At 70.0% G+C, this 25,530-nt stretch carries 26 protein-coding genes and 1 tRNA gene; 14 read left to right on the top strand and 13 right to left on the bottom strand.

Going from position 1 to position 25,530, the window contains the following annotated elements:
- Position 1 precedes the first annotated feature (1 nt).
- The 5 genes from pstC to H7694_RS11770 all read right to left on the bottom strand — a co-directional run bounded on the left by pstC (position 2) and on the right by H7694_RS11770 (position 6,160).
- Positions 2-985: a phosphate ABC transporter permease subunit PstC gene (gene pstC / locus H7694_RS11790; protein ID WP_193596682.1), complete on the bottom strand. Its 984-nt coding sequence runs from the start codon at positions 983-985 to the stop codon at positions 2-4.
- A 100-nt stretch (positions 986-1,085) separates the two neighbouring features.
- A complete protein-coding gene (pstS, locus tag H7694_RS11785; protein WP_193596681.1) occupies positions 1,086-2,186 on the bottom strand; it encodes a phosphate ABC transporter substrate-binding protein PstS in 1,101 nt (366 codons plus the stop codon).
- Between the two features lie 158 nt (positions 2,187-2,344).
- Positions 2,345-3,283 (bottom strand): NUDIX hydrolase, encoded by a 939-nt coding sequence (locus tag H7694_RS11780; RefSeq protein WP_193596680.1) that lies wholly within the window; start codon positions 3,281-3,283, stop codon positions 2,345-2,347.
- Positions 3,280-5,442: an RNA degradosome polyphosphate kinase gene (locus tag H7694_RS11775; RefSeq protein WP_193596679.1), complete on the bottom strand. Its 2,163-nt coding sequence runs from the start codon at positions 5,440-5,442 to the stop codon at positions 3,280-3,282. The genes H7694_RS11780 and H7694_RS11775 overlap by 4 nt, the downstream gene beginning before the upstream one ends.
- Before the next feature lie 40 nt (positions 5,443-5,482).
- A complete protein-coding gene (locus H7694_RS11770; protein ID WP_193596678.1) occupies positions 5,483-6,160 on the bottom strand; it encodes a winged-helix domain-containing protein in 678 nt (225 codons plus the stop codon).
- A 54-nt stretch (positions 6,161-6,214) separates the two neighbouring features.
- On the opposite strand from H7694_RS11770, the gene H7694_RS11765 reads away from it, so the two are divergent.
- The 3 genes from H7694_RS11765 (at position 6,215) to H7694_RS11755 (ending at position 8,463) form a co-directional block, all read left to right on the top strand.
- A complete protein-coding gene (locus H7694_RS11765; protein WP_193596677.1) occupies positions 6,215-6,508 on the top strand; it encodes a hypothetical protein in 294 nt (97 codons plus the stop codon).
- A 210-nt stretch (positions 6,509-6,718) separates the two neighbouring features.
- A complete protein-coding gene (locus tag H7694_RS11760) occupies positions 6,719-7,321 on the top strand; it encodes an FABP family protein (protein WP_193596676.1) in 603 nt (200 codons plus the stop codon).
- Positions 7,322-7,368: 47 nt separating this feature from the next.
- The gene (locus tag H7694_RS11755; protein WP_193596675.1) at positions 7,369-8,463 is read left to right on the top strand and encodes a YgfZ/GcvT domain-containing protein; all 1,095 of its coding nucleotides are present in this window, start codon (positions 7,369-7,371) and stop codon (positions 8,461-8,463) included.
- A 79-nt stretch (positions 8,464-8,542) separates the two neighbouring features.
- Here the strand turns inward: H7694_RS11755 and H7694_RS11750 are convergent, their stop codons facing one another.
- Complete coding sequence (locus H7694_RS11750) at positions 8,543-9,370, bottom strand: class I SAM-dependent methyltransferase (protein ID WP_193596674.1); 828 nt, start codon at positions 9,368-9,370, stop codon at positions 8,543-8,545.
- 45 nt (positions 9,371-9,415) lie between these two features.
- On the opposite strand from H7694_RS11750, the gene H7694_RS11745 reads away from it, so the two are divergent.
- Positions 9,416-10,159 (top strand): phosphoglyceromutase, encoded by a 744-nt coding sequence (locus H7694_RS11745; RefSeq protein WP_193596673.1) that lies wholly within the window; start codon positions 9,416-9,418, stop codon positions 10,157-10,159.
- An 88-nt stretch (positions 10,160-10,247) separates the two neighbouring features.
- On the opposite strand, the gene phoU is transcribed toward H7694_RS11745, so the two are convergent.
- On the bottom strand, positions 10,248-10,955 hold the full coding sequence (gene phoU / locus H7694_RS11740; protein WP_193596672.1) for a phosphate signaling complex protein PhoU: 708 nt from the start codon (positions 10,953-10,955) through the stop codon (positions 10,248-10,250).
- 185 nt (positions 10,956-11,140) lie between these two features.
- Here phoU and H7694_RS11735 point away from each other — a divergent pair, with 185 nt between their 5' ends.
- Positions 11,141-12,361: a sensor histidine kinase gene (locus H7694_RS11735; protein ID WP_193596671.1), complete on the top strand. Its 1,221-nt coding sequence runs from the start codon at positions 11,141-11,143 to the stop codon at positions 12,359-12,361.
- A complete protein-coding gene (locus H7694_RS11730; protein WP_193596670.1) occupies positions 12,358-13,041 on the top strand; it encodes a response regulator transcription factor in 684 nt (227 codons plus the stop codon). Before H7694_RS11735 ends, H7694_RS11730 begins: the two co-directional genes overlap by 4 nt.
- A gap of 83 nt (positions 13,042-13,124) precedes the next feature.
- Here the strand turns inward: H7694_RS11730 and H7694_RS11725 are convergent, their stop codons facing one another.
- The gene (locus H7694_RS11725; RefSeq protein WP_227468090.1) at positions 13,125-13,619 is read right to left on the bottom strand and encodes a DNA modification methylase; all 495 of its coding nucleotides are present in this window, start codon (positions 13,617-13,619) and stop codon (positions 13,125-13,127) included.
- Between the two features lie 155 nt (positions 13,620-13,774).
- On the opposite strand from H7694_RS11725, the gene H7694_RS11720 reads away from it, so the two are divergent.
- The 5 genes from H7694_RS11720 to H7694_RS11700 all read left to right on the top strand — a co-directional run bounded on the left by H7694_RS11720 (position 13,775) and on the right by H7694_RS11700 (position 18,711).
- On the top strand, positions 13,775-14,257 hold the full coding sequence (locus H7694_RS11720; RefSeq protein WP_193596669.1) for a CarD family transcriptional regulator: 483 nt from the start codon (positions 13,775-13,777) through the stop codon (positions 14,255-14,257).
- 95 nt (positions 14,258-14,352) lie between these two features.
- A complete protein-coding gene (gene ispD / locus H7694_RS11715) occupies positions 14,353-15,543 on the top strand; it encodes a 2-C-methyl-D-erythritol 4-phosphate cytidylyltransferase (protein WP_193596668.1) in 1,191 nt (396 codons plus the stop codon).
- Positions 15,544-15,583: 40 nt separating this feature from the next.
- Positions 15,584-17,017 carry a cysteine--tRNA ligase gene (gene cysS, locus H7694_RS11710; protein WP_193596667.1) on the top strand — a complete coding sequence of 478 codons (1,434 nt, stop codon included), beginning with the start codon at positions 15,584-15,586 and terminating at the stop codon, positions 17,015-17,017.
- Positions 17,010-18,011, top strand: coding sequence for a 23S rRNA (guanosine(2251)-2'-O)-methyltransferase RlmB (gene rlmB, locus H7694_RS11705; RefSeq protein WP_193596666.1), 1,002 nt, complete (start codon positions 17,010-17,012; stop codon positions 18,009-18,011). Before cysS ends, rlmB begins: the two co-directional genes overlap by 8 nt.
- Before the next feature lie 58 nt (positions 18,012-18,069).
- Positions 18,070-18,711 (top strand): NAD(P)-dependent oxidoreductase, encoded by a 642-nt coding sequence (locus tag H7694_RS11700; RefSeq protein ID WP_193596665.1) that lies wholly within the window; start codon positions 18,070-18,072, stop codon positions 18,709-18,711.
- A 144-nt stretch (positions 18,712-18,855) separates the two neighbouring features.
- Here the strand turns inward: H7694_RS11700 and H7694_RS11695 are convergent, their stop codons facing one another.
- Together H7694_RS11695 and H7694_RS11690 are read right to left on the bottom strand one after the other, a co-directional pair.
- A complete protein-coding gene (locus H7694_RS11695) occupies positions 18,856-20,163 on the bottom strand; it encodes a DUF4032 domain-containing protein (protein ID WP_193596664.1) in 1,308 nt (435 codons plus the stop codon).
- Between the two features lie 104 nt (positions 20,164-20,267).
- Entirely contained in the window at positions 20,268-21,371 is a 1,104-nt protein-coding gene (locus H7694_RS11690) for an ABC transporter ATP-binding protein (protein ID WP_193596663.1), read from the bottom strand.
- A gap of 214 nt (positions 21,372-21,585) precedes the next feature.
- On the opposite strand from H7694_RS11690, the gene H7694_RS11685 reads away from it, so the two are divergent.
- A complete protein-coding gene (locus H7694_RS11685; protein WP_193596662.1) occupies positions 21,586-22,548 on the top strand; it encodes a DsbA family protein in 963 nt (320 codons plus the stop codon).
- Between the two features lie 63 nt (positions 22,549-22,611).
- Positions 22,612-22,684 (top strand) — tRNA-Thr (locus H7694_RS11680).
- 24 nt (positions 22,685-22,708) lie between these two features.
- On the opposite strand, the gene H7694_RS11675 is transcribed toward H7694_RS11680, so the two are convergent.
- Positions 22,709-23,362 (bottom strand): SOS response-associated peptidase family protein, encoded by a 654-nt coding sequence (locus H7694_RS11675; RefSeq protein ID WP_193596661.1) that lies wholly within the window; start codon positions 23,360-23,362, stop codon positions 22,709-22,711.
- Positions 23,363-23,419: 57 nt separating this feature from the next.
- On the opposite strand from H7694_RS11675, the gene H7694_RS11670 reads away from it, so the two are divergent.
- The gene (locus H7694_RS11670) at positions 23,420-24,358 is read left to right on the top strand and encodes a DMT family transporter (protein WP_227468089.1); all 939 of its coding nucleotides are present in this window, start codon (positions 23,420-23,422) and stop codon (positions 24,356-24,358) included.
- Here H7694_RS11670 and H7694_RS11665 read toward each other — a convergent pair whose 3' ends face one another.
- Together H7694_RS11665 and msrB are read right to left on the bottom strand one after the other, a co-directional pair.
- Entirely contained in the window at positions 24,359-25,081 is a 723-nt protein-coding gene (locus H7694_RS11665) for a nitroreductase family protein (RefSeq protein WP_413782918.1), read from the bottom strand.
- A complete protein-coding gene (gene msrB / locus H7694_RS11660) occupies positions 25,078-25,482 on the bottom strand; it encodes a peptide-methionine (R)-S-oxide reductase MsrB (protein WP_193596660.1) in 405 nt (134 codons plus the stop codon). Before msrB ends, H7694_RS11665 begins: the two co-directional genes overlap by 4 nt.
- Between the last annotated feature and the right edge of the window lie 48 nt (positions 25,483-25,530).

Genomic DNA, 25,530 nt, shown 5'->3' with positions numbered 1-25,530 from the left:
GTCAGTTCGCTCCAGAGAACTCGGCGCGGCGCGAGACGATCCAGCGCGCCACCGCGTTGACCGCGAAGGTCACGATGAACAGGATCAGACCGGTCGCGATGAGCGTGTTCACACCGGTGTCATGCGCCTCGGGGAATGCGAGGGCGATGTTCGCCGGGATGGGCGTCGGGTTGGTGGCGGTGAGCACCAGGAAGCTGTAGACCGCGGCGGGGGAGAGCACCATGGTGACCGCCATGGTCTCGCCGAGCGCGCGGCCCAGGGCGAGCATCACGGCCGAGACCATGCCGCCGCGCGCGAAGGGCAGCACGGCCATGCGCACCATCTCCCAGCGGGTCGCACCGAGTGCGAGGGCGGCCTCTTCGTGCAGCTTCGGGGTCTGCAGGAACACCTCACGGCAGATGGCGGTCATGATCGGGATCACCATGACGGCGAGCACGAGCGAGGCGGTCATGATCGTCTTGCCCGTGGACGAGACCTGACCGCCGAAGATGGGGATCCAGTTCGCGTTGGCGTTCAGCCAGGCGTAGATCGGCTGCAGCATGGGTGCGAGCACCAGGCCGCCCCACAGGCCGAAGACGACCGAGGGCACGGCGGCGAGCAGGTCGATGATGTAGCCCAGCACGCCGGCCAGGCGGCGCGGCGCGTAGTGCGAGATGAACAGGGCGATGCCGATGGAGATCGGGGTCGCGATGAGCAGGGCGATGAGCGACGCCCAGACGGTTCCGAACGCGAGCGGGCCGACGTACTCCCAGAACGACTCACCGGCGAGGATGTGGTTGTCACTCGTGTCCGGCGCGAACGCCGGGATGCTCTGCACGATGAGGAACGCGGCCACGGCCGCGAGCACGACCAGGATGATGATCCCGGCCGCCAGCGCGGTGCCCGAGAAGACGCGGTCGCCGAGCCGCTGCTTGGCCTTGATGGGTGCCGGGGGCGCGGGCGGGGCCGGAGCTGCCGGCGGCGCCTGGGTGGTCGTCGTGCTCATGTTCTCCGTTTTCGGGTGTTTTCGGATGAGTGGGGTTGACCCCCCGATGCCCCCGCGCCGGATCGGGCGCGGGGGCATCGGGTTTCAGGATGGTGTGATCTCAGCCGACCTTGATCGTGTCGATGGCGGCGAGGACCTTCTCACGCAGGCCCTCCGAGATGGGGGCGCTGCCGGCGTTGTCGGCGGCGACCTTCTGGCCCTCTTCGCTGGCGATGAACTCGAAGTACGACTTCACGAGCTTGGCGGTGTTCTCGTCCTCGTACTGCTCGCAGGCGATCAGGTAGCTGACCAGGGCGATCGGGTACGAGCCGGCCGGAGCGGCGGCGGCGTCGACGGCGAAGACCAGGTCGGCGGCGCCGCGACCCTCCTCCAGCGGCGATGCCTCGACGAGCGCGGCTGCGGCCTCGGCGGAGTACGCAACGTACTCGCCGCCCACGCCGACGTGCACCTGGCCGAGACCGTCGGTCTGCGAGGCGTCGGCGTAGCCGATCGCACCGTTGCCGGCCTTGATCGCCTGGACGACACCCGAGGTGCCCTGTGCGGCCTCGCCGCCCTGGATCGGCCACTCGCCGTCGGGCTCGTGGGTCCACACGTCGCCGGCGGTCGTGCTGAGGTACGAGGTGAAGGTGTCGGTGGTGCCCGAGTCGTCGGAGCGGTGCACCGGCGAGATGGCCAGGTCGGGAAGCTCGGCGTCGGCGTTCTGCTCGGCGATGGCCGGGTCGTTCCAGTTGGTGATGGTGCCGGCGAAGATGCCCGCGATGGTCTTCGCGTCGAGGTTGAGCGCGTCGATGCCCTCGAGGTTGAACGCGACGGCGACCGGCGAGATGTACAGCGGGACCTCGACGATGGCGTCCGAGGAGCAGGTCTTGAAGCCGGCGGCGAACTCGTCGAGCTTGTACGCGCGGTCCGAGCCGATGAAGTCGCTGGCGCCCGCGGCGAAACGCTCGCGGCCGGTGCCCGAGCCGGTGGGCTCGTAGTTGATGGTCACACCCGGGTTCGCCTTCTGGAACTCGGCGACCCAGGCCTGCTGCGCAGCACCCTGCGACGACGCGCCGGAAGCGGTCAGCGTGCCCTCGAGGGTCGAGGCGGACGGCTCCTCGGACGACGCGGGGGCGGCCGGCTCGTTCGCGGCGCAGCCGGCGAGTGCGAGTGCGGCGACAGCGCCGACGGCGCTGATACGAGCGATGCGGGAGATCTTCACTGTGGATCCGTTCGATCGGGGGAATGTGTGAGGCCCGGTGCAGGGCACACAGTGACGTTAGGAGCGCCGGTTAACGAGACTCTCCCGCGCGGGTGAACGGAAGGTGAACAGATCCTGGCCAGAGTCCCGGATGCCGTCGGCCGGCCTCTCCGATCGCGCTACACCTTCGGCGTGTGCGTCTCGATCGAGATGATCCCGGAGCCGGGATTGGTGGCGGACAGGTGCACGACCGAGAACCCGGCGACGTCGAGCGCGCTCGCGCTGTCGACGTACGATCCGCGGACGGTGCCGGTGGCCAGGGCCAGCTCGGCGAGGATCGTCGGCAGCACGGGACGGTGACTGCACAGCACCGCCGGCTTGCGGGAGCGCACCCGGTGCCCGACCACCGCGCGCACGTCGGCCTCGCCCGCCTCCCAGGCATCCTGGCTGATCCTGCGGGTGACCTTCGCCACCCGGCCGAGCCGGCGCTCAAGGGGCGCGACCGTCTCCCGGCAGCGCGCCGCATCACTGGTGGCGATCCGTCGAACGCCGAAGGCCCGCAGCGGGCCGACGATCGCCTTCGCCTGCCGCATCCCGCGCTCGGTGAGCGGCCGGGCCGCATCCTCACCGTCCCAGTCGGCCCGTGACAGGGCCTTCGCGTGTCGTAGAGCGATGATCGGGAAGGTGTGCAGCACCCCGTCGTCGACGAGCCGTGCGAAGTTCTCCAGGATCTCCACGTCGACCGGGTAGCTCAGCCGCGCGCGCGCCTTCTTCAGGCTCACCCACTCGATGGCGGCGATCTCACCGTTGGGCACGAACGTGGACGCCCGGATGGCGTCATCCGTCGCCTCTGCCGCCCAGTAATGCACGACCTTCTGCCGCTTGGGCCGCATCCAGTACCTGCTGACGCCGACCGGAACGCCGAGTGACACCCGGATGCCGGTCTCCTCGTGCACCTCGCGCACGGCGGTCTGCGCCAGCATCTCACCGGGATCGACCTTGCCCTTGGGCAGGGTCACATCGCGGTACTTCGTGCGATGGATCAGCAGCACGCGAAGCTTGTCCTCGACCAGGCGCCACACCACCGCACCCGCAGCGAAGACCGCGGTGTCGGTCATCGGACCGTTCGCTTGCGGCGGCGCTGCTGCACCAGCGACATCGTGCGGTCCTGCATGTCGAGCAGCGGTTCGCCGTCGGCATCCCCCGCACGCTCCCAAACCCCGCCGCCGACGAGGTGCCACGAGCTGGTGTTGGGGTCCATCGCCAGGTCGAACAGGTCGTGCAGCTCGCGGATGTGATCCGGCGACGACAGGCGCACCAGTGCCTCGACGCGGCGGTCGAGGTTGCGGTGCATCATGTCGGCGCTGCCGATGTAGACGATCGGGTTGCCGTCGTTCTCGAACGAGAAGATCCGGGAGTGCTCCAGGTAACGACCCAGGATGCTGCGCACGGTGATGTTGTCGCTGACACCGGGCAGGTCCACGCGCAGACTGCAGATGCCGCGCACCCAGACCTCGACCTTCACGCCGGCCATGCTGGCCCGGTACAGCGCGTCGATGATCTGCTCGTCGACCATCGAGTTGACCTTGATCCGCACCCGGGCCGGACGCCCTGCCTCGGCGTTGCGGCGCTCGTTGTCGATGTGACGCAGCAGCCCCTTGCGCAGGTGCAGGGGCGCGACGAGCAGGCGCTTGAACTTCTTCTCGATCGCGTAGCCGCTGAGCTCGTTGAACAGCCGGGTGAGGTCCTTGCCGATCTGCGGGTCAGCGGTGAACAGGCCGAAGTCCTCGTAGATGCGGCTGGTCTTCGGGTTGTAGTTGCCCGTGCCCACGTGCGAGTAGTGGCGCAGCACGCCGTCCTCCTCGCGGATCACGAGGGCGAGCTTGCAGTGGGTCTTCAGGCCGACCAGGCCGTAGACGACGTGCACACCGGCCTTCTCGAGCTTGCGCGCCCACACGATGTTGTTGGCCTCGTCGAAGCGCGCCTTGACCTCCACGAGCGCCAGCACCGACTTGCCCGCCTCGGCCGCGTCGATGAGGGCCTGCACGATGGGGCTGTCGCCCGAGGTGCGGTACAGCGTCTGCTTGATGGCGAGCACCTGCGGGTCGCGCGCCGCCTGCTCGAGGAACGCCTGCACGCTGGTCGCGAACGACTCGTACGGGTGGTGCACGAGCACGTCGGCGCGGCCGATGGCTTTGAAGATGTCAGGGCGCTCGTTGCTGTCGCCCGGCTGGAACGCGACGGCGGTCGTCGGCAGGTGCGGCGGATAGCGCAGGTCGGGCCGGTCGATGCGGGCCAGGTCGAACAGTCCGCGCAGGTCGAGCGGACCGGGCAGCCGGTAGACCTCCTGGTCGGTGATGTCGAGCTCCTTGATGAGCAGCTCGAGTGTCACGTCATCCATGTCGTCGGTGATCTCGAGGCGGATCGGTGGGCCGAACCGGCGCCGCAGCAGCTCGGCCTCGAGCGCCTGGATGAGGTTCTCGCTCTCGTCCTCCTCGATCTCCACGTCCTCGTTGCGGGTGAGGCGGAACGCGTGGTGGTCGAGCACCTCCATGCCGGGGAACAGGTCGTCGAGGTGGTTGGCGATGAGCTCCTCGAGGCGGATGTACCGCAGGATCTCACCGGAACCCGGCACCTCGACGAAGCGGGGGAGCATGGGCGGCACCTTCAGGCGCGCGAAGTCCTGCCGCCCGGTGCGGGCGTTGCGGATGCGGATCGCGAGGTTCAGCGACAGCCCCGAGATGTACGGGAACGGGTGGGCGGGATCGACCGCCAGCGGCATGAGCACGGGGAAGACCTGCGCCTGGAAGTAGTCGCCCAGGGTGTTCCGCTCGGCATCGGTGAGCTCGTGCCATTCGGCGATCTCGATACCGGCATCCGACAGTGCCGGCCTGACCTGGTGCGTCCACACGTCTGCGTGGCGCAGCTGCAGGGCGTGCGCCTCGGCCGAGATGTCCGAGAGCACGTCGGCGGGCGCCCGTCCCACGTTGGTGGGGATGGCGAGGCCGGTGAGGATGCGGCGCTTGAGCCCGGCGACGCGCACCATGAAGAACTCGTCGAGGTTGCTGGCGAAGATCGCGAGGAAGTTGGCGCGTTCCAGCTCGGGCAGCGACGCGTCCTCTGCCAGCTCGAGCACCCGCTGGTTGAACGCCAGCCAGCTCAGCTCGCGGTCGTGGTAGCGGTGGTCGGGCAGATCGGCATCCGGCGCCTCATGCGCATCGAAGTCATCGTCCTCGGCATCCCCGAGTCCGGCGTCGGCAAGTGCGGGTTCGATCATGGGGTACATCCTTGCACCCGGCGGTGACCGATGTGTGAAGTCAGTCGTCGTCCTGCTGATGTTCGTCATGAAGGTTGAAGCGGTAGCCGACGTTGCGCACCGTGCCGATGATCTGCTCCGACTCACCGAGCTTCGCGCGCAGCCGCCGCACATGCACGTCGACCGTGCGGGTGCCACCGAAGTAGTCGTACCCCCAGACGTCGCTGAGCAGCTGCTCGCGGGTGAAGACGCGGGAGGGGTGCGTGGCGAGGAAGTGCAGCAGCTGGAACTCCTTGTAGGTGAGATCCAGCGGCCGGCCGTGCAGTTTCGCCGAGTACGACTGCTCGTCGATCGTGATGCCCGAGGCCTGCACGTGCGCCGGCTCGTCGCTCTGCGCGCGGGCGAGCGCCAGGCGGATGCGGGCGTCGATCTCGGCGGGACCGGCGCTCGAGAGCAGCACGTCGGCGAAGCCCCAGTCGGCCGAGACGGCGCTGAGCCCGCCCTCGGTGACCACGAGCAGCACGGGCGCCTCGACTCCGGCCGTGCGCATCAGCCGGCAGGCGGCCCGGGCGGCGACGAGGTCGTTCCGCGCGTCGACGAGGATGGCGTCGGCCTCGGGCAGAGACAGCAGATGACCGGGATCGATGGGATGCCGTCGCACCGCGTGGGGCAGCAGCTCGAGCGCGCCGAGAACCGGCTCCGTGCCGGGAGCGGGGCTGAGTTCGATCAGCTGGGCCACGCGACAATGCTAGTTGCCAGCGAAACCTCCGTTGTCGACAAGTACGATGGCCCCATGTCGGAACCCGCCCTCGCGCCGCGCAACGCCTTCCACGGGGTCATCGCCGTGTGGGTGGCATCCGTGGTCGTCGCGATCACCCTGGGCATCCTGCTTCCCGAGGCCGACAGGGTCATCTGGCTGCTGATCGCCTTCGGCGCCATCGTGCTGTTGTCGTTCGCCGTGCAGCTCGCATACGGCCGCGCACAAGGCTTCACGGTGCGCGTGGCGAGCAGTGTCGTCGGCTCACTCGTGGTGATGGGGGTCGTCTCGGCCGTATTCGGACTCGCCGCGCTGGTGACCGCCGTCTGACGCCGGTTCCGAGACCGTCTCGAGACCCGCACGACGCCCGCCTGTGCCCGCCGAGCCCGCCTGCGCCCGCCGAGACAGTAGAGTGGTGTCATGGACGTCGTCGCACTTGAGATCTTCTTCCTCGGCCTGCTGGGACTGGCGAGCCTTGCGATCGCCTTCGTGTCGGGCGTCGTGCTGGTCAACCTCTTCCGCGGGCAGCGCTGATCCGACGTGATCGAGCTGCCCGTCGACCTTCCGGTCGACCTCGCGCCGCTGTCGTGGCTGCTGGGAGTCTGGGAGGGAACCGGTGTCATCGAGTACACCGCCGGTGAGCGGCGCCATGAGGGCGAGTTCACGCACCGCGTGAGCTTCAGCCACGACGGCGGTCCGTTCCTGAACTACGCGGCCACGGCATCCTTCCTCGGCGCCGACGGCGGCGACCAGCCCGTCCCGCTGCTCGCCGAGACCGGCTTCTGGCGCCTTGCACGCCCGCGCACGGATGCCGATCCCGGCCCCGCCCTGCTGCCGCCGGCGGCGCAGGGCGCCGAGCGCACCGTCGACGACGTGGAGCGGCTGCGCACCGGCGACGGCTTCCCGATCGAGGCGTCGGTGGCGCACTCCGACGGCACGCTCGAGCTGTACCTGGGTCGCATCGCCGGCCCGCGCATCGACATCGCGACGGATGCCGTCATCCGCCCCGCCGGCTCCAAGCCGTACACGGCCGCGACCCGCATGTACGGTCTCGTCGACGGCCACCTGCTGTGGGCGTGGGACATCACCGCATTCGGCGAGCCGCTGAAGTCGCACGCGTCGGCACGCCTGGCGAGGGTCTGACCCGGCCCAGGGTCCGAGTCCGGTCTTGAGAATGGCAGAGGTCTGAGATGACAGTCTTCGAATCCGTCCCCGGCGCCGTGCGCGACGGCGACGTCATCAGCCACTTCGGCAACCCGATGATCGAGCAGCGCCTGCTCGCCTCAGGACAGGCGATCGTGCCGCTCGGTGACCGCACGCTCATCGAGGTCGCGGGAGAGGACCGGCTGAGCTGGCTCGACTCGATCACCTCGCAGTCCGTCGCGCGATTGGCTCCGGGCGACAGCACCGAGCTGCTCGTTCTCGACCCGCAGGGCCGCGTCGAGCACGCCGCCGCCGTCTTCGAGGACGGCGCGTCGGTCTGGCTGATCGCCGACGACGCGGATGCCGAGAAGCTCGCCACCTGGCTGCAGCGGATGGTGTTCCGCTCGCGTGTCACGGTGACCGTGCGCGCCGATGCCGTGCTCGCCGGATTCTTCGCCGGGGGAGACGCCGAGGCCCGTGTCGCCGCATCGGCTCCGAACGGCGTGCCGCTGATCTGGCGCGACCCGTGGCGCGAGGTGCAGCCGGGAGGCCACCAGTACGCGGCGGTCGACGCGCATCCCGGTGCGGACTACGCCTGGAGCGTCGCCGTCGTCGAGGATCCGGCGTCGCTGACCGAGCCGTTCGCCGGTGCGCTCGCCGCCGAGGCGCTGCGCATCGCCGCCTGGCGTCCGCGCTGGTCGCACGAGGTCGACGAGCGCACGATCCCGCACGAGGCGGATTGGATCCGCAGCGCGGTGCACCTGAGCAAGGGCTGCTACCGCGGGCAGGAGACCGTCGCGAAGGTGCACAACCTCGGGCATCCGCCGCGTCGCCTCGCCGCCCTGCTGCTCGACGGCAGCGACGTCGTGCTGCCGGCGCCGGGTGATGCGGTGTTCGCCGGTGACGCCGAGGTCGGCCACATCACCTCCGCCGCCATCCATCACGAGGACGGGCCGATCGCCCTGGCGGTGCTCTCACGCCGCGCGCCGGTCGGAGAGCTCATCGTCCGCTCGGAGGGTGTCGACATCGCCGCGACCCAGCAGGTCATCGTCCCCGCCGACGCCGGCGCCACCGCCGACGTGCCCCGTCTGACGCGCCTGTCCCGCCGCCCGCTCGGCGACGACCCCCGCAACGCCCACTGACCTTCCGTCTATTTGTCACGAAGTACCGTAATTCGCACCGGATTTCGGCACTTGGTGACATATAGACGCGCGGGGCTGATCAGGTCGCCGGCGCGACGGCGGCCCAGGGGACGGTGAGCTCGCCCAGACGCCAGCGGTGCTTCGAGCCCTGCACGGGAACGCCCTGCGCCTTCAGCGCCGCGACCGCAGCGAGCCAGCGCTGCACCGCGCCGAACGTCGACAGCGGCGCGGTCCGCTCCCATTCCCGGTCGAGCGCGGTGAGCAGCGCGTGGATGCGCTCGCCGGGCACGTTGCGGTGGATGAGCGCCTTGGGCAGGCGCTCGGCGACGATGCCCGGACGCTCGAGCCCTGCGAGACGCAGTGAGATCGTGAACGAGATCGGGATGCCGTCGGATGCCACATCCACCCAGCTCGCGATACGGCCTATCTCGTCGCAGGTGCCCTCGAACAGCATCCCGCCGGGGGAGAGCCGGGATGCCACCTGCCGCCACGCCGCCGCGACATCGTCCTCGCCGTACTGCCGCAGCACGTTCATCGCGCGGATGACCGCGGGCCTGCGCCCGCCCGGCACGGGAACCTCGAACCCGCCGCGTGCGAACGACACCGGCAGCTCCGTGGCGAACGACGTCTGCCCGGCGCGCACCTCGTCGAGCTGCGCGCGGGCCGTGGCGACGCGCGCCGGATCGAGTTCGAGGCCGAGCACCTCGGCATCCGTCCTCACCCGGCGCAGCCGGGTCGCCAGCTCGAACGCCGTCACCCCGCTCGCCCCATAGCCGAGGTCGACGACCAGGGGGTCGCCGGCCTTCCGGAAGGCGTCGGATGCCGCGATCCACCGGTCGTTCCGTCGCAGCCGGTTCGTCCCCGTCGTCCCCCGGGTCGGCTGTCCGACAGGCGACGTTCCTCTCATGACTCCATTGTCACGCCTCGCGAGCCGCCTCGATAAACTGGGGCCATGACGCGCACCCTGATCCTCCTCCGCCATGGCCAGAGCGAATGGAACAAGCTCAACCTCTTCACGGGATGGGTGGATGTCCGCCTGACCGAGCAGGGCAAGGAAGAGGCCCGTCGCGGCGGCGAGCTGCTCGCCGAGTCGGGACTGCACCCCGACGTGCTGCACACCTCGCTGCTCAGCCGCGCCATCCAGACCGCCAACATCGCGCTGGACGCCGCCGACCGCCTGTGGATCCCGGTGACTCGCTCGTGGCGCCTCAACGAGCGTCACTACGGCGCCCTGCAGGGCAAGGACAAGGCGCAGACGCTCGAGGAGTTCGGCCCCGAGCAGTTCCAGCTGTGGCGTCGCTCGTTCGACGTTCCGCCGCCCCTGCTCGACGACGACAGCGAGTTCAGCCAGGTGAACGACCCGCGCTATGCGGGTATCGACGGCGAGGTCCCGCGCACGGAGTCGCTCAAGCTCGTCATCGACCGCCTGCTGCCGTACTGGAACGACGCGATCGTGCCCGACCTCGAGGCCGGGAAGACGGTGCTGGTCACCGCGCACGGCAACTCGCTGCGCGGCCTCGTCAAGCACCTCGAGAACATCAGCGACGACGACATCGCCGGCCTGAACATCCCCACCGGCATCCCGCTGGTGTACGAGCTCGACGAGAACAACATGCCCACCGCGCCCGGTCGCTACCTCGACCCCGAGGCTGCTGCCGCCGGCGCCGCCGCGGTCGCCGCGCAGGGCAAGAAGTAACCCCGCCGAACCCCCTCAACAGCGACGAGACCCCTCATGATCCGCGCGGATCATGAGGGGTCTCGGCATTCTGGAGGGGTTTCGGCGGTCAGTTCTCGGATGCCTCGGGTGCCGCGCCCTGCGCCTCGGCGGCGAGAGCGATGTCCTCCTCCTCGACCGCCCAGTCACCGGTGGCGAGGTAGACGACCTTCTTCGCGACGGCGACCGCGTGGTCGGCGAAGCGCTCGTGGTACCGGCTGGCGAGCGTGGCGTCGACGGTCGCGGTGGCCTCGCCCTTCCAGTTGTCGCTGAGCACCTTCTCGAACACGCTGGCGTGCAGCTCGTCGACCTTGTCGTCGGCGTTGCGGATGGCGTCGGCGAAGCGCAGATCCTGCGTGCGCAGCAGGTCGGCGAGGGTGCGCGCGATCTCGACGTCGAGCTCACCCATGTGGCGGAACGTGCCCTTCAGGCCCTTGGGCACCGCGCGCTCCGGGAAGCGCAGACGGGCGAGCTGGGCGATGTGCTCGGCCATGTCGCCCATGCGCTCCAGCGAGGCGCTCACGCGCAGGGCGGTGATGACGATGCGCAGGTCGCGGGCGACCGGCTGCTGACGCGCGAGGATCTCGATCGCCTGCTCGTCGAGTGCGACCGCGAGTTCGTCGATGCGCGCGTCATCGGCGATGACCTCCTCGGCCAGCGCGACGTCGCTCTCGGCGAACGCCGTGGTCGCCTTCTCGATCGAGATCGTCACCAGATCGGCGATCTCGGCGAGACGGGACTGCAGCTCCTCGAGGGACTGGTGGAAGACCTGGCGCATGTCGGCGCAACCTTTCGTCGGGGGGTCGGCGCGGGATGCCGAGCAGACCCGCGCGCGCGGGTCGGCGTCGATTGTCCCCATCGAAGGTTAACGAATGGTGCCGAGAACGTGAATACTCGCCCCCGCACCGCATGACGGCGGGCTGAACGACAGGTGGCCGTTCCGGCGGGCCCTACTCTTGAGGCATGCCAACGCCTCAGCTCGCGCTGTTCGCCCTCGCCATCGGCGTCGTGATCGGTGCGGGCGTCGTGCTGCTGGTGGGCTGGGCGTACCGCGTGCGCATGCAGGCCGCACAGGAGACGTCGACCGCCATCCCCGCAGGGATCACCGAGGTGCTCGCGAGCATGGACGACGCCGCCTGCGTGCTGGACGCCTCGGGACTCGTCGTCGCCACGACCAAGGCGGCCTCGCGCTTCGGCATCCGCACCGGCGCCGTGCTCGACAACAGCGAGCTGCGTCAGCTGGTGCGCAGCGTGCGAGGCAGCGGCATCAGCGAGACCGACACGCTGCGCATCGCCGCCGGCGGCTCCCTCGACCCGCGGCTCGTCTCGGCGCGCGCCAGCACGGTCGGCGCCCGCCTGACTCTGCTGATCATCCGCGACGTCACCGAGCGCGAGCGCCTCGATCAGATGCGCACCGACTTCGTCGCCAACACCAGTCACGAGCTCAAGACGCCGGTGGCTTCGGTGAGCCTGCTCGCCGAGGCGATCGAGTCGGCCGCCGACGACCCCGAGCAGGTGCGCGTCTTCGCATCCCGGATCACCGCCGAGGCCGGGCGCCTCGGCCAGCTCACCGGGCGGATCATGAGCCTGTCACGACTGCAGGCGGCCGAGAGCCTCGCGCAGAACGAACCCGTATCGGTCGACGAGGTCGTCACCGCGTCGATCGAGGCGCATGCCGTGCAGGCCGAATCCGCCGGCGTCGTGCTGCAGCGCGGCGGAGACCGCGGCGCCTGGGTGCGCGGTGACGCGCAGGTGCTCGTCGAGGCGGTCGGCAACCTGCTCGCCAACGCGATCGTCTACTCACCGCGTGGCTCCCGCGTCGGCGCCGGGGTCAAGATCGACGGCGACGTCGTCGAGATCGCCGTCACCGACCAGGGCATCGGCATCTCCGAGGCCGATCGTGAGCGGGTCTTCGAGCGGTTCTACCGTGCCGACGACGCACGCTCCCGGCGCACCGGAGGCACCGGGCTCGGCCTGTCGATCGTCAAGCACGCCACGCAGCGGCACGGCGGCGAGGTGCGCGTGTGGTCGCGACCGGGCCGCGGCTCGACGTTCACCATGCGGCTGCCGCGCATCGACGCACCCGAGCCCGACTCGAAGAAGTCCAAGAAGAAGTCCAAGAAGAAGCGAGCCCGCAGCGAGCAAGCGCTGCGCGGAACCCCCCGAAACGGAGACATCGCATGACCCGGATCCTGCTCGTCGAGGATGAGCCCGACCTGGCCGACCCGCTGGCCTACCTGCTGCGGCGGGAGGGCTATGAGGTCGAGATCAGCGAGGACGGCCCCGGTGCGCTGGAGGCGTTCCGCGAACGCGGCGCCGACATCATCCTGCTCGACCTGATGCTCCCCGGGATGCCGGGCACCGAGGTGTGCCGGCAGGTGCGGCAGACCTCGGGCGTGCCGATCATCATGCTCACGGCCAAGGACTCCGAGGTCGACATCGTGGTGGGGCTCGAGCTCGGCGCCGACGACTACATCACCAAGCCGTACTCCTCGCGCGAGCTGCTCGCGCGCATGCGGGCCGTGCTGCGCCGCGTCGCCCAGGCCGAGGCCGACGTCGACGAGCGGGTGCTCGACGGCGGCCGGGTCAGCCTCGACATCGACCGGCACACGGTCGCCGTGGACGGCAGCGAGATCAACATGCCTCTGAAGGAGTTCGAGCTGCTCGAGGTGCTGATGCGCAACGCCGGTCGCGTGCTCACGCGCGGTCAGCTGATCGACCGGGTGTGGGGCAGCGACTACTTCGGCGACACGAAGACGCTGGATGTGCACATCAAGCGGATCCGCTCGCGCATCGAGCAGAACCCCAGCGAACCGGTCATGCTCGTCACCGTGCGTGGGCTCGGGTACCGCTTCGAGGCCTGAGGGCGCGCGAGACGCTCGCGCCGGATGCAGAGGAGGCCGGTCCCCGCGGGGACCGGCCTCCTCTCGTGCGCTGTGCGCCGCGATCAGCTCGCGTCGGGCACGAGGTCTTCGTAGTACGGCATGGTGCCGTCGAGCACCGGCACCTGCAGCGGCTCGGTGTCGTCGTCGCCGGAGCGGAAGAGCACCTCGACCGTGGCGCCGGGCTTCACATCGAGGTTCTCGATCAGCAGCGGCTCGTCCTCGGCGCCGAGGCTCACGCGCTCGTTGGCAGGGACCCGCACGTCGAACTGCTCGCCCGCGACGTCGATCGTGACGGTCGCGTTGTCGCTGCTCTCGTTGATCAGGGCCGCGACCAGGTTGCCGGCCGAGCCGTCGTCGGTGGCGACGACGAGGGCGTTGCGCACCAGCACGGGGCCACCGGTCGACTCGACGTTGACGCCGTCGGAGGCGGGGTACTGGTTCGTCGTCGCCTGGTGCGTGATGAACGTGCAGCCGGTGGCGCCGAGTGCCACGGTGGCGCCGAGGGCGACAGCGGCGAAGAGACGCGGAGCGATGGACGCAGCAGAGCGCGAGATCACGGATCCTCCTGAGGTGCGACGGGTGTCCGGGATCAGTCTAGTGGGTCGGCGCCCGCCGCCCGGGACCCGGTGAAGTGCGCGTACGAACACATCGGCGCGAACCTTAGTGCATATCCGCTGTGGTATCCTGGAGATTGCCGAAAGGACACGTCTTTATGCTTTTTGAGGTTGGCGAAACCGTCGTCTATCCGCACCACGGCGCTGCGACGATCATCGAGGTCAAGGAACGGGTGATCAAGGGCGAGACGAAGAAATATCTCAAGCTCAACGTCACCCAGGGTGACCTGATCATCGAGGTCCCCGCCGAGAACGTCGATCTGGTCGGCGTCCGCGACGTCATCGGCCAGGAGGGCCTCGACCACGTCTTCGAGGTTCTGCGCGCGCCCTTCACCGAGGAGCCGACCAACTGGTCGCGTCGCTACAAGGCGAACCTCGAGAAGCTCGCGTCGGGCGACGTCATCAAGGTGAGCGAGGTCGTGCGCGACCTGTGGCGCCGCGACCAGGACCGCGGCCTGTCCGCGGGTGAGAAGCGGATGCTGGCGAAGGCTCGCCAGATCCTCGTCTCCGAGCTCGCCCTCGCCGAGAAGATCGATGAGGAGAAGGCGGGCGTCCTGCTCGACGAGGTGCTCGCCTCCTGAGTCACCAAGACACCGGAGTTCGAAGAGGGCGGATGCTGCGGCATCCGCCCTCTTCGCATTCCGGCGACCCGTCCTCGGCGCGATAGCGTGTGTGCGTGACCGAGTACGAGGCCCCCACCACCGCGATCATCATCGTCGCAGCCGGCTCAGGCACCCGCCTCGGCGCCGGCACGCCGAAGGCGCTCGTCGACATCGACGGCCGCTCCGTGCTGCGCCACGCGCTGGATGGCGTGTTCGCCGCTCACCCGATGCAGGTCATCGTCGTCGCCCCGGCAGGCCACGAGCAGGTGGTGGCAGATGAGCTGGCGGATGCCGGCAGCGGGCGGGGATGGCGGGCCTCCGTCGTCACCGGGGGCGCGACGCGGCAGCAGTCGGTCGCGGCGGGTCTCGCCGCCCTCGCCGACGGCATCCGGATCGTGCTCGTGCACGACGCCGCCCGGGCGCTGACGCCGCCCTCGCAGATCGACGCAGTCGCGGACGCCGTCACCGCTGACGCCGGCGTGATCCCCGCGCTCGCGGTCATCGACACGCTGAAGCAGATCGACGGGGATGCCGTCGTCGCCGCCGTCGACCGCTCCGTGCTGGCAGCTGCGCAGACGCCGCAGGGCTTCCCGCGCGCGGCGCTCGAAGAGGCCTATGCGCGCGCCCTCGCATCCCGAGACGAGCACACCGACGACGCCGCGCTGTTCGCCGCCGCAGGCGGCGCCGTGCACCGCATCCCGGGTTCCGCGCTCGCCTTCAAGATCACGACGCCGGCCGATCTGCAGCGGGCGAGACTGCTGCTGGGCGGCTCCACCGCATCCGCTCCCGTGATCCCCCGCATCGGGGTCGGCACCGACGTGCATGCGTTCGGCGGCGACGGTGACCTGTGGCTCGCGGGGCTGCAGTGGCCGGGGGAGCAGCCGTTGTCCGGGCACTCCGACGGCGACGCCGTCGCGCACGCCATCGTCGACGCGCTGCTCGGTGCGGCCGGACTCGGCGACATCGGACAGCATTTCGGCACCTCCCACCCCGAGTACGCGGGGGCGCACGCCGACGTCTTCCTCGCGCGCACCGCGCGGATGCTCGCCGATGCGGGCTTCGCGATCGGCAACGTGTCGGTGCAGTTCCAGGGCAACCGTCCCCGGTTCAGCTCGCGTCGCGCAGAGGCCGAGCGGGCGCTCTCGGATGCGCTGGGCGGAGCATCCGTCTCGGTGTCGGCGACCACGACCGACGGTCTCGGCTTCACCGGCCGCGGCGAGGGCATCGCGGTGACGGCCGTCGCCCTGATCATCCCGCGATCCTGACCCCCAGGCGTACAGCACGCGCCCCCGGTAGTCTTGTGCGGTGACGATCCGCCTGTATGACACCCGCGCGCAGGAACTGCGCGATTTCGTTCCGCTCGACCCCTCGAACGTGACGATGTACGTGTGCGGGCCGACCGTGCAGTCGGGCCCCCACATCGGGCACGTGCGCGCCGCGCTGAGCTTCGACCTCCTGCGCCGCTGGCTCGAGCTCCGCCACGGTCGCGTCACCTTCGTGCGCAACGTCACCGACATCGAGGACAAGGTCATCGCCAACGCCACCGAGATCGAGCCGTGGTGGGCGCTCGGCTATCGCATCGAGCAGGAGTTCTCGCAGGCGTATGCCGCCGTCGGCATCCTCGCGCCGACGTACGAACCGCGCGCGACGGGGTTCATCCCGCAGATGCAGGAGCTCATCACCGCGCTCATCGAGCGAGGGCACGCCTACCCGGCGCCGGACGGCTCGGGTGACGTGTACTTCGACGTGCGCTCGTGGCCCGCCTACGGCGAGCTGACCCATCAGTCGGTGGATGCCATGGAGGCGGCCGCCGACGCGGACCCGCGCGGCAAGCGCAACCCGCAGGACTTCGCCCTCTGGAAGGGCACCAAGGCCGGCGAGCCGGCGGATGCCGTGTGGTCATCCCCCTGGGGTGCCGGGCGCCCCGGCTGGCACATCGAGTGCTCGGCGATGGCGAAGCGGTACCTCGGCGCCGAATTCGACATCCACGGCGGCGGACTCGACCTGCGCTTCCCGCACCACGAGAACGAGCTCGCGCAGTCGACCGCCGCGGGCGACGGCTTCGCCCGCTATTGGGTGCACAACGGACTCGTGACGGTCGGCGGACAGAAGATGTCGAAGTCGCTGGGCAACTTCACCCTCGCCGAAGACGTGCTGGCGCAGCACGACCCGCTGGTGGTCCGCTACGCGCTCGCGGCCGCGCACTACCGCTCGAGCCTGGATCTGACCGACTCGTCGTGGGCCGAGGCCGAGAGTGCGCTGGCGCGCATCCGCACGTTCCTGGAGCGCGCCGTGCGCACCCTGGGGTCTGAGAGCGCCGGCGCACCGGAGTCCGGCGTGACGACGCTCGACGTGCTCCCGGGGGGCTTCCGCACCGCCATGGACGACGACCTCGGAGTGCCGCAGGCGCTGGCCGTGCTGCACGAGACCGTGCGCGCCGGCAACGCCGCGCTCGATCGGGGAGACGCGGATGCCGTGCACGAGGCGATGTATGCCGTGACAGCCATGACCGGAGCGCTCGGGATCGACCCGCTCGCGCCCGAGTGGCGGGATGCACAGGGCGAGGGGACGACGGCATCCGCCCTCGACACCCTCGTGAAGACGATGATCGAGCAGCGCGCGCAGGCGCGCGCCGACAAGGACTGGGCCGCAGCCGACCGCATCCGCGATGCGATCGGCGCGGCAGGAATCACTCTGGAGGACACTCCGGACGGAACACATTGGAGTATCGATGGCTAAGCCTGGCCGCCCCGGAGCGGGCAACAGCAAGAAGAAGGGTGCCTCCAAGGGCACCGGCGGTCTCGGCCGCAAGGCGCTCGAGGGCAAGGGCCCGACGCCGAAGGCGGAGGACCGCAGCTGGCATGTCGCCGGCAAGCGCAAGGCCGCCGCGGAACGCTACGCCGCAGCCGGCGGCAAGGGCAAGCCGGGGCAGAAGCCGCAGTCGAGCATGAACCGTCAGGCGCGCGGATCGAAGGCGTCGGATGACACCGAGACCGTCACCGGCCGCAATTCGGTGCTCGAGGCGCTGCGCACGAAGATCCCGGCGACTGCGTTCTACATCGCGCAGCGCGTCGAGATGGACGACCGCGTCAAGGAGATGCTGGCGATCACCCGGCACCGCGAGATCCCGGTGCTCGAGGTCACCCGACAGGAGCTCGACCGGATGGCCGGCTTCGACGGCGTGCACCAGGGTGTGGCGCTGAAGGTGCCCCCGTACGAGTACGCGCACCCGCAGGATCTGCTCGAAGAGGTCATCGACCGCGGTCAGACACCGCTGTTCATCGCCCTCGACGGCATCACCGACCCGCGCAACCTCGGTGCGATCATCCGGTCGACCGCTGCCTTCGGCGGGCACGGTGTGATCCTGCCGCAGCGTCGGTCGGCGAGCGTGAACTCGGCCGCCTGGAAGACCAGTGCCGGTGCGGCCGCCCGCATCCCGGTGGCGATCGCCGCCAACCTGACGTCGATGCTCAAGGAGTTCAAGAAGCAGGGCGTGTTCGTGCTGGGCCTCGACGGCGGGGGAGATGTGTCGCTGCCCGCCCTGGAGCTCGCCGACCGCCCCGTCGTCATCGTCGTCGGCTCCGAGGGCAAGGGCCTCTCGCGCCTGGTCACCGAGACCTGCGACCAGATCGTCTCGATCCCGATCTCGGCGGCGACCGAATCGCTGAACGCCGGCATCGCCGCATCGGTGGCGCTGTACCAGGTCTCCACGGTGAGGGCCGGGCGGGAATAGCAGCCGCCTCGGCGCACTTGCATCTGTCGAACCGCGCTTGCGCACGAAAGGAACTCACATGGCCCGCATCGTCGTCATCGGAGGCACCGGCTACGCCGGATCCCACATCGCTCGCGAGGGGGTGAGCCGAGGACACGAGGTCGTGGTGATCTCACGCACGACGCCGGATGCCCCGATCGACGGTGTGCAGTACGTGCAGGGCTCGGTGCTCGACCTCGACGCGCTCGGGAACGTCTTCGACGGTGCGGATGCCGTCGTCTCGGCGCTTTCGCCGCGCGGCGACATGGAGAACGCGGTCCTCGGCGCGCTCCGCGGCCTGGTCGCGAAGCTGTCGGGCACCTCCACGCGTCTCGGTGTCGTGGGCGGCGCCGGCGGCAGCCTGATCGCGGCCGGCGGACCCCGCCTGTTCGACCAGGGCTTCCCCGAGGAGTACCGGCACGAGGCTCAGGTCGGCATCGACTCGCTCGAGCTGCTGCAGGCGTCCGACGAGAGCCTGGACTGGTTCTTCATCCACCCGGCCGAGGTCTTCGGGCCGTGGGCCGAGGGCGAGCGCACCGGCAAGTACCGCGACGGCGGCGACGTGCTCGTGCGCGCCGAGGACGGCAGCTCGACGATCTCGGGCGCCGACTTCGCGATCGCCGTCATCGACGAGATCGAGCAGGGCAACCACCGTCGCGAGCGCTTCACCGTCGGCTACTGACCCTCGTTCGCTGAACGGTACGCCCCGCTGGGTCCCTGAGCCCGTCGAAGGGGCCCGGCCAGCAAGGTGCCGGGCTTGAGCAGGGGCCACGCGCCCCCGAGGCTCCGGACGGCGCGAAGCGACGACCGGAGTGGGGCGTGGGGATCAGACCAGGTCGCGCCAGTCGATCGCGGCCGTGTCCGACGAGACCTCGACGGCTCCCGTGATCACCGGCAGGCCCATGGTCTCGGTGGGCGGGCCCATGATGGTGGCCTCGTCGCGGCGATGCCGCAGCACGCCGTCGATGTAGCTCGTCAGCACCTCGGCCAGCGGCACCGATCGTCCCTGCGCCTGCGACAGGTACCAGCGGTGCTCGAGCACCTGGTGGTAGACCTCGGCGGGTTCGAGCTTGGCCCGCAGGTCGTAGGGGATCGCCCGCACGACGGGCTCGAACGCACGCGTGAGCCACTCGTGCGCGTAGAGCTCCTCGTCCGCGAGGTTCTTGCTCGACCGGGCACGGAACTCGTCGAGGTCGTTGAGCAGGCGCCGAGCCTGGTTCTCCTCGACGTCCAGCCCGGTGAGCCGGATGAGCCGGCGCTGGTGGTGACCGGCATCCACCACCTTCGGCTGGATCCGCACGAGCGCGCCGTCGGGGGTCGTCTCCATCGACATCTCGTCGATGTCGAACCCGAGCGCGTTGAGCTTCTCGACACGCTCGGTGATGCGCCAGGCCTCCGCGGTGGAGAACGATTCCTCGCCGGTGAGCGCATCCCACAGCGACCGGTACGACGACACGATGCCGTCAGCGATCTCCAGCGCGTCGACGCCACGCTCCAGGCGACCGCCGGCGGCGAGGTCCATGATCTCCCCGGCGATGTTCGTGCGCGCCAGATCCAGGTCGTAGGCCCGCTGACCGTCGGTCAGTCCCTCCTCGTGCAGCTCGCCGGTCTCGGCGTCGACGAGGTACGCGGCGAAGGCCCCGGCGTCACGGCGGAAGAGCGTGTTCGACAGTGAGACGTCCCCCCAGTAGAACCCGGCGGTGTGCAGCCGCACGAGCAGCAGCGCCAGGGCGTCGACCAGGCGGTTGGCGGTGTCGGGCCGCAGCACCTGGGTGAACAGGGCGCGGTACGGCATCGAGAAGCGCAGATGCGAGGTCACCAGGGCGGCGGGCAGCGGCTTGCCGTCGGCATCCACCCGTCCTGCGATCACCGCGACGCGGCTCACGCAGGGCACGTCGAGACGCGCGAGGCTGCCGAGCATCTCGTACTCGCGCTGCGCCATCTCGGCGGTGGTCTCCTTCACCGCGACGACCCGCCCGGAGAGGTCCGCGAAGCGCACGAGGTGCCGCGAGAGGCCCTTCGGCAGAGACACGATGTGCTCCGAGGGCCATCGGCTCAGCGGCGTCGACCACGGCAGCGTCAGCAGGCCGGGGTCGACAGTGCTCGCGCTGATGCGCAGCGACTGCTTCTTCATGTCTGCTCCTCGGGGTGCGGTTCGCACTGCCGGTGACGGTGATCCGGAAACGCCGCGGCGCGGGCGACCAGAGGAAGGTCGACCCGCGCCGCGGTTGCCGGTGATCAGGCGGAGACGATCGGCTGCTCGTTGAGGCGCTCGCCCGACTCGATGTCGAACAGGTGCACGTGGCCGGCCACCGGGGCCAGCACGACCGTGTCGCCCGCGTTGGGGTGACGGCGGCCGTCGACGCGCGCGACGAGGTCGGTGCGCTTGCCGTTGATGTCGGCGTGGCCGTAGAGGTAGCCGTCGGCGCCGAGCTCCTCGACCAGGTCGACGGTGACCGAGATGCCCTGGCCATCCTCGGGGGCGACCACGATGTCCTCGGGGCGGATGCCGACGGTGACCGTGGCGCCGTGCGCCTTGGAGACCGCCGAGCGCTCGGTCGAGACGACCTTCGAGCCGAACTGCACGCCGCCCTCGGTGAGCGGAACGTCGAACAGGTTCATGGCGGGGGAGCCGATGAAGCCGGCGACGAAGACGTTGCTCGGGGTTTCGTACAGCTCGCGCGGGGTGCCGACCTGCTGCAGGATGCCGTCCTTGAGCACGGCGATCCGGTCACCCATGGTGAGCGCCTCGGTCTGGTCGTGGGTGACGTAGACCGTGGTGACGCCCAGGCGACGCTGCAGCGAAGCGATCTGGGTACGGGTCTGCACACGCAGCTTCGCGTCGAGGTTCGACAGCGGCTCGTCCATGAGGAACACCTGCGGCTGGCGGACGATCGCGCGGCCCATGGCCACACGCTGACGCTGACCACCCGAGAGGGCCTTCGGCTTGCGGTTCAGGTACTCCTCGAGGTCGAGCAGCTTGGCGGCCTCGAGAACGCGAGCGGCGCGCTCCTCCTTGCCGACGCCGGCGATCTTGAGCGCGAAGCCCATGTTCTCGGCGACGGTCATGTGCGGGTACAGCGCGTAGTTCTGGAACACCATCGCGATGTCGCGGTCCTTCGGCGGCACGTCGGTGACGTCGCGGTCGCCGATGAGGATGCGGCCGGAGTTGACCTCTTCGAGGCCGGCGAGCATGCGGAGCGACGTGGACTTACCGCAACCGGAGGGGCCGACGAGAACGAGGAACTCGCCGTCGGCGATCTCGATGTTCAGCTTGTCGACCGCGGGGCGGGTGCCGCCCGGGTAGAGGCGGGTGGCGTCGTCGAACGTAACGGTTGCCATTGTTTCTCCTTCACCGGCAGGTACGTGCCGGACGATCCGTTGTGAATGGAAGCGGTGAGCAGACGCCCACCGTGACCCATCGTCGGGTCGAGATCAGTATTGCATGCCCGGGCGCGTCTGGGTATTTCTCAGCCTCCCTGGTTAACATCGAACCCGGTGCCGCGCTCATCGCGGCCGCGGGATCACCCGTCCCACCCGATCTTCAAGAGGAACGATGTCGAGCGACGAAACGCCGAACGTCCCTGCTGCTCGCAACTCGCGCGAGGCGGTGCGGGAGAAAGCGCAGCGCGTGCACGCCCAGCAGTCGCGAGCGCGCATCATGCGCCGTGTCATCATCGGCGTCGTCGCGGCTGTCGCGGTCGGTTCCATCGGCGCGGCTGTCGCGCTCGCTGTCGGCTCGTCGATCTCGAAGCCGGTGCTCAAGCCCACGGGGATGACCGACGACGGCGTCACCGTCAGCGATGTCACGCTTGCTGCGGGCAGCGCCGTGGCGCCGGGCACCCCGGCCCCCACTCCCAGCGAGGCGGGCACGGCGACCACGCCCACTCCGACGCCCACCCCCACCGAGGGTGCGGCTGAGCCGACCCCCATCCACATCTACGTCGACTACCTGTCTGCGGGCGCATCCGAGTTCGAGCGCGCGAACGCCCGTCAGCTCGCAGGCTGGATCAAGGAGGGGGCGGTCACCGTCACCTACCACCCGGTGGCCCTGCTGACGGCGAGCTCGAACGGCACGAAGTACTCGCTTCGCGCCGCATCCGCCGCCGCCTGCGTGGTGACGTACTCGCCCGACCGGTTCTTCGATTACAACCACGAGCTGCTCACCGACCAGCCCGCGATCGACAGCAACGGCCGCACGGACGTGCAGCTGGCGGATCTGGCCGTCGCCGTCGGCGTCGAGAACGCCAAGCAGGTGCGCTCGTGCATCGAGGGGCAGGACTTCGTCGGCTGGGCGAAGGACGCCACGACCCGTGCGCTGGAGGGGCCGCTGCCCGGCTCGAAGGACCTCAAGCTCAGCAACGAGGCTCTCATCGTCGTCGGCGGCGAGGCCTACGTGGGAGCGCTGGACGACCCGGCCGAGTTCTCGCAGTTCGTGCTGACCACGGCCAGCGACCAGTACTACGGCACGGTCGACCCGACTCCGACGCCCACCCCGTCGACCACGCCTGCCTCCTGATTCGCCCGCCTCCCGATCGATGTCGGGAAGCACTCCCCGCCGTCGCTATGCTTGTGACGGTTCGCCGACTTAGCTCAGCTGGTAGAGCACCTGTCTTGTAAACAGGCGGTCGCGGGTTCGAGTCCCGCAGTCGGCTCTGCAGATGCACGCATGTCGTGCGTCAGAAGAGCATCCCGTCGCCCTTGTCATCCGCCTTCGGCTCTGCGGCGACGCGGGAGTCGAGGGATGCCGCGGCGATCAGCGCTTCGTCCATGAGCTCGCGCGAGGGTTCGCCGGTGAGCCAGTCCGCGGCGAAGGTGGGCGGCACCAGCACGGGCACGCGGTCGTGCAGGTGGGCGAGATGCTCGGGAGCCGGCCGCATCACGATCGAGTAGCAGGTGGTCCATTCGCCGTCGGGTGTGCGGCCACGCTGCGTCACCGCCGCCATCCCGAACAGCACACCGGAGCCGAGTCCGAATCGGTGCCAGACGCGTTCGGGCTTCTGCATCTCGAACCAGCCCGTGGTCGGGACGATCGCCCGGGTGCGCAGGCCGCCGGGACGATCCTGCAGCCGCTCGGAGCGGGTATTGATGGAAGGGAAGCGCGCCGGCTGCCCGTCGATCAGGAATCCCCACCAGGCCTGCAGCAGCTCGGGCGGCCCATCGGCCGCGGTGACGAGCGGATTGAGATTCCTCAGGTTGCGGCCGGTCGGTCGCAGCGTCTCGCCGGCATTGGTCTCGGCCCACGACCGCAGGCCCTCGAGCACCGCCTCGTCGGCCTCCGCCAGCAGTTCCGCTTCCGTGAAGCGGGGATCGAGTCCGTAGCTCGCGCACATGCTCGCAGGTTAGTCGTGGCCACCGACATCGCGGCAGGCACAAGGTAGCGTTGCCCGGTGACCGAATCCCGCCCGCTCCCGACCTGGCTCGCCCTCGGCGGCGCCATCTCGATCGGCGTGATGACCGCGGTGCAGGCGCGCATCAACGGCGTTCTCGGCGTCCGTGTGGACGACGGCATCATCGCGGGGCTCCTCTCGTTCCTCGCCGGGCTGGTCTTCCTCGTCGTACTCGCGCCCGCACTCCCGGCCACGCGGGCCGCGATGAGCCGGCTGGTCAGCGGCATCCGGAACCGCACCATCCCTTTCTGGATGCTGCTCGGCGGCACCTGCGGCGCCCTCACGGTGACCACCCAGGGGGTCGTCGCGGGTGTGCTGGGCGTCTCGCTGTTCACGGTCGGCGTCGTGGCAGGGCAGACCGTGCACGGTCTCGTGCTCGACCGCATCGGCTTCGGTCCCTCCGGCGTCGTCGCGGTGACGATGGGCCGGGTGGCCGGGGGAGCGCTCGCGCTCGCCGCGGTGGGCATCTCGCTGAGCGGCGACGTGCTGCGCGACGCACCGCTGTGGCTGCTCCTGCTGCCCTTCTTCGCCGGTGCGGGCATCGCCTGGCAGGCCGGCGCCAACGGCCGGCTGGCCCGCAAGGTCTCATCGCCGATGACGGCGACGCTGGTGAGCTTCCTCGCCGGCACCGTCGTGCTAGTCGTCGCCGCGGCCATCAGCGTGGCAATGCGCGGGATGCCGCAGGCGCTGCCCTCCGAGCCGTGGCTGTACGCCGGCGGCCTGCTCGGCTTCGCCTACATCATGCTCGGCGCGTTCCTGGTCGCGCACACCGGGGTGCTGCTGATGGGACTGGGCAGCGTGCTCGGCCAGCTCAGCGCTTCGATCGTCATCGATCTGCTCTGGCCCACGGCCGGGCGTCCGGCACTGTGGCAGCTGACCGCGATGTTCGCCGTCGCCGTGGCATCCGTCTTCGTCGCCCTGCCACGGCGGCGGCGCTGATCAGCCCCGTTCGCGCTGCTCCCGCTTCGCGTCCTTCCGCGCCTTGTTCGCAGCCTTCCGCGCCTTCTTCGCGTCCCTCTCCGCTTTCTTCGCGGCTTTCCTCGCCTTCTTGTCGGCCTTCTTGCTCCGGACGGCGCCCTCGCCCGCGGCCTTCTCATCGCCGGGCTCGCCGGGCAGCTCGCCGGCACTCGACGGCATCCGGGTGAGCAGTCCGGCGGCGTCCACCGGCTTGCGGCGCCCCGCGTCCTTGCCCGCGGGCTTGCCGCCCACGTACAGCCAGCCCAGCAGCGCCTCGTCCTGCGTCAGCCCGTGCGCCCGGGCGACGGCATCCGACCGCGTGTATCCGCCGGTGCGCCAGATCACGCCCCATCCCGCCTCGTCGAGCAGCAGGCTCAGCATGTGGGCGACGCCCGAGGCGACGGCCTCCTGCTCCCAGCGCGGCACCTTCTCGCTGCGCCGGTAAGAGGCGACCACCGCGATGAGCAGTGAGGCCCGCAGCGGCTTGGACGACGGCTTGTCGTCGCCGGTTGCCTCCGCGATCGCCGCCCCGAGAGCCAGACGATCGTCGCCGCGCAGCTCGATCAGCCGCCACGGACGCAGCGACGAGTGGTCTGCCACCCGGCCGGCGGCCTCCACCAGCGGCAGCAGCTGCTCGTGCGTCGGGGCTTCGTCGGTGACCTTCGACCAGGAGGTGCGCCGCAGCACGGCCTCGAGTGCGCTCACGACTCCTCTGGGGCGAAGGTCAGCGCGAGCGAGTTCATGCAGTAGCGGTCGCCGGTGGGCGTGCCGAACCCGTCGGGGAAGACGTGACCCAGGTGCGAGCCGCACGCGGCGCAGCGCACCTCGGTGCGGACCATGCCCAGGCTGCGGTCCTCGATGAGCTCGACCGCCTCGGGGCGCACCGACTCGTAGAAGCTCGGCCAGCCGCATCCCGAGTCGAACTTCGTGCCGCTGCGGAACAGCTCTTCGCCGCAGGCGCCGCAGCGGTACAGTCCGTCGCGCTTCTCATCCAGCAGCTCACCGGTCCAGGCACGCTCGGTCGCCGCCGTGCGCAGCACCGCGTACTGCTCATCGCCGAGCTCTGCGCGCCACTGGTCATCCGTCTTGTTCACCTTGTACGACATGCCTCCATTCTCTCGCGCCGGAGGGGCGTTCGGGCCGGTGAGAATGGA

The organism is Microbacterium sp. YJN-G, assembly GCF_015040615.1.
In the GTDB taxonomy this organism is placed as follows: domain Bacteria; phylum Actinomycetota; class Actinomycetes; order Actinomycetales; family Microbacteriaceae; genus Microbacterium.
Note: the sequence above shows the minus strand (reverse complement) of the source record. Positions and strands in the feature narration are given on the sequence as shown.

Coding starts and splice junctions, on each gene's coding strand:
- pstC (WP_193596682.1), bottom strand. CDS start 985: ATGAGCACGACGACCACCCAGGCGCCGCCGGCAGCTCCGGCCCCGCCC.
- H7694_RS11730 (WP_193596670.1), top strand. CDS start 12,358: ATGACCCGGATCCTGCTCGTCGAGGATGAGCCCGACCTGGCCGACCCG.
- H7694_RS11750 (WP_193596674.1), bottom strand. CDS start 9,370: ATGAGAGGAACGTCGCCTGTCGGACAGCCGACCCGGGGGACGACGGGG.
- H7694_RS11720 (WP_193596669.1), top strand. CDS start 13,775: ATGCTTTTTGAGGTTGGCGAAACCGTCGTCTATCCGCACCACGGCGCT.
- H7694_RS11735 (WP_193596671.1), top strand. CDS start 11,141: ATGCCAACGCCTCAGCTCGCGCTGTTCGCCCTCGCCATCGGCGTCGTG.
- H7694_RS11675 (WP_193596661.1), bottom strand. CDS start 23,362: ATGTGCGCGAGCTACGGACTCGATCCCCGCTTCACGGAAGCGGAACTG.
- H7694_RS11745 (WP_193596673.1), top strand. CDS start 9,416: ATGACGCGCACCCTGATCCTCCTCCGCCATGGCCAGAGCGAATGGAAC.
- H7694_RS11700 (WP_193596665.1), top strand. CDS start 18,070: ATGGCCCGCATCGTCGTCATCGGAGGCACCGGCTACGCCGGATCCCAC.
- H7694_RS11775 (WP_193596679.1), bottom strand. CDS start 5,442: ATGATCGAACCCGCACTTGCCGACGCCGGACTCGGGGATGCCGAGGAC.
- msrB (WP_193596660.1), bottom strand. CDS start 25,482: ATGTCGTACAAGGTGAACAAGACGGATGACCAGTGGCGCGCAGAGCTC.
- H7694_RS11755 (WP_193596675.1), top strand. CDS start 7,369: ATGACAGTCTTCGAATCCGTCCCCGGCGCCGTGCGCGACGGCGACGTC.
- H7694_RS11765 (WP_193596677.1), top strand. CDS start 6,215: ATGTCGGAACCCGCCCTCGCGCCGCGCAACGCCTTCCACGGGGTCATC.
- rlmB (WP_193596666.1), top strand. CDS start 17,010: ATGGCTAAGCCTGGCCGCCCCGGAGCGGGCAACAGCAAGAAGAAGGGT.
- H7694_RS11695 (WP_193596664.1), bottom strand. CDS start 20,163: ATGAAGAAGCAGTCGCTGCGCATCAGCGCGAGCACTGTCGACCCCGGC.
- H7694_RS11690 (WP_193596663.1), bottom strand. CDS start 21,371: ATGGCAACCGTTACGTTCGACGACGCCACCCGCCTCTACCCGGGCGGC.
- H7694_RS11685 (WP_193596662.1), top strand. CDS start 21,586: ATGTCGAGCGACGAAACGCCGAACGTCCCTGCTGCTCGCAACTCGCGC.
- H7694_RS11780 (WP_193596680.1), bottom strand. CDS start 3,283: ATGACCGACACCGCGGTCTTCGCTGCGGGTGCGGTGGTGTGGCGCCTG.
- phoU (WP_193596672.1), bottom strand. CDS start 10,955: ATGCGCCAGGTCTTCCACCAGTCCCTCGAGGAGCTGCAGTCCCGTCTC.